Here is a 6,456-nt window from a genome sequence, read left to right as displayed (position 1 = left end):
AATTTATCTTTAGAATGCAAAAAGCAACGGCTGTTTTCTAGTCGTTGCTTTTTTTGAAGCCTTTTTGTCCCAGACTCATTGCTTTTTTAAAGCCTTGATTTTTCTATTTCCATTCACATCTTGTTTGCTTGGGCTCGGCTCATGACAGTGATGACCGCCTCTTGCTGCTTTATGTGAGTGAAATAGTCTGAGGATTTGCTGGCTCTTGGTTTTTATTTATAATTGAAAGCCCAGTAGTAGTCTCCGTTGCCATCAACTACTGCCGCTACTGCACCTTCAGTTGAGTTTGGATCCAAAAGCCATTCTCTGAGTCCGCTGTTCGCCCATTTCTTAGCAACTACAGCCGGATCATCATCACGACGTCCAACAAAGCCTGAACTGTCGAATTGACGAGAGATTGCATGAACTTTTGGCAGGGCCTGATTGAGGTAGATGTCATCTGACCAAGCCAGCTCTTTCAAGCCTTGGGCTGCACGCTCTTCGTTGATTTTAGCGAAAGCTTCTTTAGCCTTGTCCAAAGCAACATAGTTTGTAGCATCCGTAGCTTCGATGCGGTAGACGAATTTCACATGGCCAAATTCGACATCTTTGTACTTATCGTCATCGACACCGCTCTTGAGGTTGGCAATCAGGACATAATCTTTCGCCCATGGGTTCTGTTTAGACATTTCAAAGAGTTCTGGATTTTCAATTTCCCACTCAACTTTTGCATCCCATCCAGAGTTATCGACAAATTTCGGATTCATTTTTTCGATAACATAGTTCTTGAACTCTTCCACATTTTGGAATGGCAATGGCTGACCAGCCTGACCGGTAGCAACCAGATTCGTTGAGTACAGTTTGACGCTGGAATCCCGGTCACTGTACATATACTCATCGTCAGCTGTGTTTTCATGGAGTTTAGGGTCAAGTGCTGGGTCGTTAGGGTCCGTCATCCCTTGCAGTTTCCAGACATCACCGAACCACTTCCAGTAAGGAGAATAACCGGTACGCTCAGAATTGGAAGGTACATAGTAGTAATGAGTGCTGCCGTCATAGTAATAGTTTGGATCGGCCTCTAAGGCTGCATCGCCTGGCTTGCCAGAAGGGTAGATAATTTTCGGAGTCTGTCCGTTTGGTGCCCATTCCAGATGTTCCAGACCTTCTGCTGGTTTTTCAACGTATGGCGGAATTTGGTTTTCGCTTGGTTCGTCAGTTGTTACCAAGCCAGAATTTCCAGGAATAGCCGGAGTTGCTGGCTGGTCTGCAGAACCGCTGTCTGATGGATCTGCCGGCGTTGACGGAGTTTCAGGAGCGAATGGATTGAAAGGCTTGTCTTCATGAACGAAAGGCGGTGTCGGAGGCAGTTCAATACCTGGGACATCTGAATCGCTTGGTGTATCCGTACCTGGGGTCACTGGCTGATCTGTGCCTGGATTGACCGGTTGATCTGTACCCGGAGTCACCGGCTGATCTGTGCCTGGATTGACCGGTTGATCAGGTTTGTCGTTTGGTGCTGGTTCCGGAGTCGGAGTTGGAGTTGGCTCTGGAGTCGGTGCTGGAGTTGCAGGATCCGCTGGAGTCTCTGCTGCTTTGACCAGAACCCATTCGCCATTTGCATAGTAATAGTAAGAGCCGTCTTCCAAAACGTAATAGTGATAGCCATTTTCATAACGGTAGTGGCTGTCATTTCTCAGGTTATTGTAGCCGCTATTGCTATCGCCGGTATTGGACACTGGCTCCCAAGAACCATTGCGGTAAATCCGGTAGCTGCCGTCGTTCATGCGGTAGTAATGATTGCCGTTCCAGTAAGTATAGTTGGCATCATTGCGCAGGCTTTCATAGCCAGAGCTGCTGTTAGAACCATTGTCCAAGGCAACCCAAGAACCGTTGCGGTAAATGCGGTAGCTGCCGTCATTCATACGGTAGTAATGATTGCCATTCCAGTAAGTATAGTTAGGGTCATTGCTTAAACTATTGTAATTATTGTAACGGTCATAGCTGTAGTCATAGTTATTCCAGCCGTTATTGTAGCCGTTCCAGCCATTGTTGTAGCCATACCAGCCGTTGTTATAGCCATAATTCCAGTTATTGTAGCCATTATAACCATAACCCCAGTTGTTGTTATAGTAGTTGTCATAGCCATACCAGTTATTATAGCCGTAGTTCAGACGGTTATAAGCATTGTAATAGTTTGAATAAGAGTTATAACGGTTGTTATAGCCAGTGTTCCAATAGTTGTAGCCTGGCTGGTAACGATTGTAGTTATAATTGTAGCCATAATTATAGCCGTAATCATAATCCGCAGCTTGCACATTATTAGCAGCAGCAAAGGCAGGAACCAGCGTCGCAGCAGCTAAAACAGAGCGGGATAAAAATCTGAAACGATTAGTCATTTTGATTAAACCTCCAAAATCACTTCATAATTTTATTTTGTGGGGGAGTTGATATTTTTGTGCACAAGTTCATAAAAAAGTCTTTCAGCTTTTGCGATCCGGCAAGAAGCCGTTGATTTTATCTTTTGCAGTCCAAACGATTTAAAGAAATCACCAATTAGCGATATTGCTAAAAGAAATTTTACTTTCAAACATTTCAAACAGCAGAAAAGATAAAATCCTGATCAAGCTCATGCTTAAAAATACTTTTTTATGCATATTTCACCCTCAATTCGAATTATAGCACAAGAATTTTGGGAATGCAATAGATTTAGTTGTCATTCTGTAAATTATTTTCATCGGTAATTTTTTATAGTTCGTGATTTTGAACAAAAATTGTTCTGATGTTTATTAGAGAAACAAATACCTACTTTTTTACGAACTTTTTGATAATTTTTTTGTTTATAATTTGGTTTACACTTTGTAAATTATTTTTTATAGTTTTAATCATAAAAATATTTTATACCAAAAACTTTATCCTATCGCCTTCTCTGTTTAAGTTTATTTTAAGCTTATTTTAAGGGATTTTTAAGCCAATTTTAAGTTTATTTTAAGGCTCAAAGTATCCAAATATCCTTGTTTGTCCCTTTGTTTGTTTTATTCAAAATTCCGGATATTCCCTGCATAACAAAAAGAACATTCCCAATCAGGACCTGACTCTGCATCTGGCCCCGTCTCCCAACCTCCTTTTATGTATCGTCATTTAGTTTATCTTTTATTACTTTGTTAGCTTGCCTTGCTCCAACAGTCCAGAAGGACTGTTTTGACACAAACTGCGTTTGTTTTATCTACAACCTCTCACAGTCCCCCGGACTGTTTTGACACAAACTGCGTTTGTTTTATCTACAACCTCTCACAGTCTCCCGGACTGTTTTGACACAAACTGCGTTTGTTTTATCTACAACCTCTCACAGTCCCCCGGACTGTTTTGACACAAACTGCGTTTGTTTTATCTACAACCTCTCACAGTCCCCCGGACTGTGAGAGCCTCGTGGGCTGGGAGTGAATGGGAGAAGCAAGACGAAAGAAAGGACTGTTTTAATTTTCATTGGGCAGGAACAGCAAAAAATAGGGAGGGGACAGCGAATCCCATTCGCTGTCCCCTCCCTAGGGTGACTTTGTCAGTATTTTAATTGCTTGATAACTAAGAGATGGCTGTCTTCCTCTCCAATCAGGCTATGCGGTTCATTGGGCTCCATGGTGAGGAAAGAGCCTGATACCAGCCGGACAGTCTGGCCGCCTGCTGAAAAGCTGACATCACCGGAGAGACAAACCACCGTAACCAGAGCATCTGCGCTGTGTTCGGGCACTTCTTTTCCTTTAGCCAAATGAAGATGGTGGATGATGCGGCCTTCTTCTTGGACCGGTGTTTCTACAAAATCATTATGGGGGTTGGTGAGATAAAATTTCATGTTTTGTCCTCCTTTGTGACAGATGAGTGAAGCTGCAGGCAGTTGGCAGCTTATTGCTTTGACCGGCTTATTCCGTATAATCACCGCCTGTAAAGCCATAGTATTCTTCCAGTGACAAGCCTGAATCAGAGATCTCTTTTGCTTCCTTGCCGATATAGCGCAGGTGCCAGCTTTCCGGCATGTAGCCGGTAGAGGCTTCCTTGCCAGCCTGATAGCGGACGATAAAGCCGTACTTATAAGCATTATCCAAAAGCCACTGACTGGCTCCCGCTTCTTGTACCAAATTGCCGCTGCTGTCAATCAGGTCAAAAGCCAGGCCGGTCTGGTGCTCACTGTAGCCCGGTCGGGCTGAGTAGCGGTCTGCTGCTTCTTTTCCGTCCTGATTGACATAGTTTTGATAGAGACCTGTCTGGCTATCATAGCTGCGAAAACCGCTGTATTGGTCGCTAATGGCATAGCCTTGAGCCTGCATGTCCGCAATCAATTTGAGCAATTCTGATTTGGCAGTCGGGTTTTCACCGGGATTGTAGGAAGGTGACAAGGGATAGTGTTTATTTGCAATAACAATTTCATCATACTTGCCCGCTACACTGTAATAACTTCCATTGTAGGAAACAGTTTTGTCTACATTTTCGACTTCTGGATTTTCGCTGACCTGTGCCTTATTGTCCTCAGAATTGTTCTCTGAGCTCTGACTGGAAGTCGGACTGCTTGAAGCTGCCTGCTCTTGCGAGCTGCCGCCTGTATCCTGCTTGGATGAGCAAGCAGCAAGCGTGAGGGCAGCTGCCGTCAGAAAAAGCAATGTACTATATTTCATATTCATCGTGTTCACCTTTAGAAACTGCTGAGCCGTCGTTTCCCCTGCTGCTCCAGCTCTTGGTCTCCTTCTTTTAACAACAATAGACCCGTTCGCAAACCTTCTCTTTTGCCAACTGGCCTTATAAGAATTCACACAAGGCAGCGGGCAGATTGCGACTAGCTTTCTAGTTTGCTGATGATTTTCATTGAGCTTTAAATTATTATACCTTTATAGTATACAAAAAGACTGCCAAAAATTCAATTCATTTTAGCAGTCATTTGTTCAGATTATACTCAAATAATGTGATTCGGCCATCTTAGGAGCTTAACAAGTGAACGAAGATGCCAATCAACCACTGCGTCAATCTGTTTTTCCAATGATACAAAAGACTGGACTTTTTGCCCAGCCTCGCCATATCCAACATTTAAAGAGTGTCAATTGGTCAGTCTATCCCTTCTGCCGGATAAGCTTCCAGACCTCCCTGTACATTGGTCACCTGATAGCCGTGATTTTCCAGGAATTCACAGGCACGCGCTGAGCGGCCGCCTTTTTGGCAGATGATATAATGCGCTTTGGTCTGGTCCAACATGGCATAACGATCTGCCAGCTGGCTCAGCGGCAGGTTGAAAGAGCCGGCTATATGACCGGCCGCAAACTCGTCCGGCTCGCGGACATCAATCACCGACAGGGTCTGGCTGCTTGCTTTTTCGTAAAATTCATTGGCTGATAGCTCGTTCATCTTTTCTCCTCACGATTTTCTCTCATCATTGATAATGATAACTTTTCCAAAACCAGCCTTCCCTTCAATGTAGGCATGGGCTTCTGGCACCTGCTCTAAAGGGAAAACCCGGCGCGGAGTGACATTGACCTCATAGCGGTCAATATAGGCAAACAGCTCGTCTATCAGGGACTGACTGACATTGCCAGAGTAAAAGCTGGTCAAAAAGCTATTGTTTTTGATTTCCACAATAGGGTCAAAATTTTCCAGATACCATTGACCGCCCAGCTGGCCGGTATTGCAGATAATGCCGCCTTCCGCTATATGGGCAAAAGAATCCTTAATCGTCGCCGGACCGGTCAATTCAAGGATTTTTTCGAACTTCTCATCGGTCTCCAGCCGACCGTTCTGGTCCATGATAATGTCATCATAGGGCTGATGCTGGAGCAGAAACTGCTTCGAACCACTGCGCACAGATCCTGCGATATAGGCATTGGGAAACCGTGCCTTGACCAGACGGGCGAAGGCCAGACCGACACCGCTGGTGGCCGCCCGCACTAAAATCCTGTCGTTTTCCTGCACCTGAAGATTTTTCAAAGAACCAAAGGCCGTGTAGTAGGTCTCAGGCACAGCGGCTAATTCTGTCCAAGTCAAATCGGTCTTTACTGGGTAGATCTGCTCATTGGGCAGGAGGGCAAACTCTGCATATGATCCGTCATAAGCCCGGCCCATTTCGCCCATTATGGAGACAACCTTCTGGCCCGGCTGCAGGTCCGGTCGGGTCGTCTCTGCCACCTGACCGACGCACTCAATCCCCAGAATACGGGGAAATTTCACTGTAGGCGACAGTCCCTGCCGTGTAAAGATTTCTGAGTGATTGATGCCAAAGCCTCTGACCTTGACCAAGGTCCAGCCCTCCCTGACTTGAGGAATAGGTCTGTCTTCTAAGAGCAGCTTTTCCGGCCCGCCTGCTTCGTAAATCACAATGGCTTTCATTTTATCTGTCATGGTCCTACCTTCTTTCATGTTTTTGATAATTCTAGGCAATAAAGGTCAAAAGGATGAAAACAGTCAGCGTTACCAACATGTACATCGAAGTAAAGGCTGAGGCAA

Annotated in this window: 5 protein-coding genes; all 5 read right to left on the bottom strand. The window is 44.9% G+C overall.

From position 1 onward, the window contains the following. Positions 1–212: 212 nt before the first annotated feature. The 5 genes from DHL47_RS10310 to DHL47_RS10290 all read right to left on the bottom strand — a co-directional run bounded on the left by DHL47_RS10310 (position 213) and on the right by DHL47_RS10290 (position 6,351). Positions 213–2,375, bottom strand: a complete 2,163-nt coding sequence (locus DHL47_RS10310; protein ID WP_209551811.1) for a CAP domain-containing protein — start codon at positions 2,373–2,375, stop codon at positions 213–215. A 1,160-nt stretch (positions 2,376–3,535) separates the two neighbouring features. Continuing rightward, a complete protein-coding gene (locus DHL47_RS10305; protein ID WP_128837413.1) occupies positions 3,536–3,826 on the bottom strand; it encodes a cupin domain-containing protein in 291 nt (96 codons plus the stop codon). A 67-nt stretch (positions 3,827–3,893) separates the two neighbouring features. Further along, the gene (gene ldcB, locus DHL47_RS10300; RefSeq protein WP_209551816.1) at positions 3,894–4,643 is read right to left on the bottom strand and encodes an LD-carboxypeptidase LdcB/DacB; all 750 of its coding nucleotides are present in this window, start codon (positions 4,641–4,643) and stop codon (positions 3,894–3,896) included. Between the two features lie 424 nt (positions 4,644–5,067). Further along, positions 5,068–5,364, bottom strand: coding sequence for a rhodanese-like domain-containing protein (locus DHL47_RS10295; protein ID WP_209551810.1), 297 nt, complete (start codon positions 5,362–5,364; stop codon positions 5,068–5,070). Between the two features lie 9 nt (positions 5,365–5,373). Continuing rightward, entirely contained in the window at positions 5,374–6,351 is a 978-nt protein-coding gene (locus tag DHL47_RS10290) for a zinc-binding alcohol dehydrogenase family protein (RefSeq protein WP_245335607.1), read from the bottom strand. Between the last annotated feature and the right edge of the window lie 105 nt (positions 6,352–6,456).

Origin of the sequence: Streptococcus panodentis, assembly GCF_017884005.1 — a bacterium.
In the GTDB taxonomy this organism is placed as follows: Bacteria; Bacillota; Bacilli; order Lactobacillales; family Streptococcaceae; genus Streptococcus; species Streptococcus panodentis.
Note: the sequence above shows the minus strand (reverse complement) of the source record. Positions and strands in the feature narration are given on the sequence as shown.

Excerpts from the sequence above, each read along its gene's own strand:
- DHL47_RS10310 (WP_209551811.1), bottom strand. The coding sequence starts at position 2,375 with ATGACTAATCGTTTCAGATTTTTATCCCGCTCTGTTTTAGCTGCTGCG.
- DHL47_RS10305 (WP_128837413.1), bottom strand. The coding sequence starts at position 3,826 with ATGAAATTTTATCTCACCAACCCCCATAATGATTTTGTAGAAACACCG.
- ldcB (WP_209551816.1), bottom strand. The coding sequence starts at position 4,643 with ATGAAATATAGTACATTGCTTTTTCTGACGGCAGCTGCCCTCACGCTT.
- DHL47_RS10295 (WP_209551810.1), bottom strand. The coding sequence starts at position 5,364 with ATGAACGAGCTATCAGCCAATGAATTTTACGAAAAAGCAAGCAGCCAG.
- DHL47_RS10290 (WP_245335607.1), bottom strand. The coding sequence starts at position 6,351 with ATGACAGATAAAATGAAAGCCATTGTGATTTACGAAGCAGGCGGGCCG.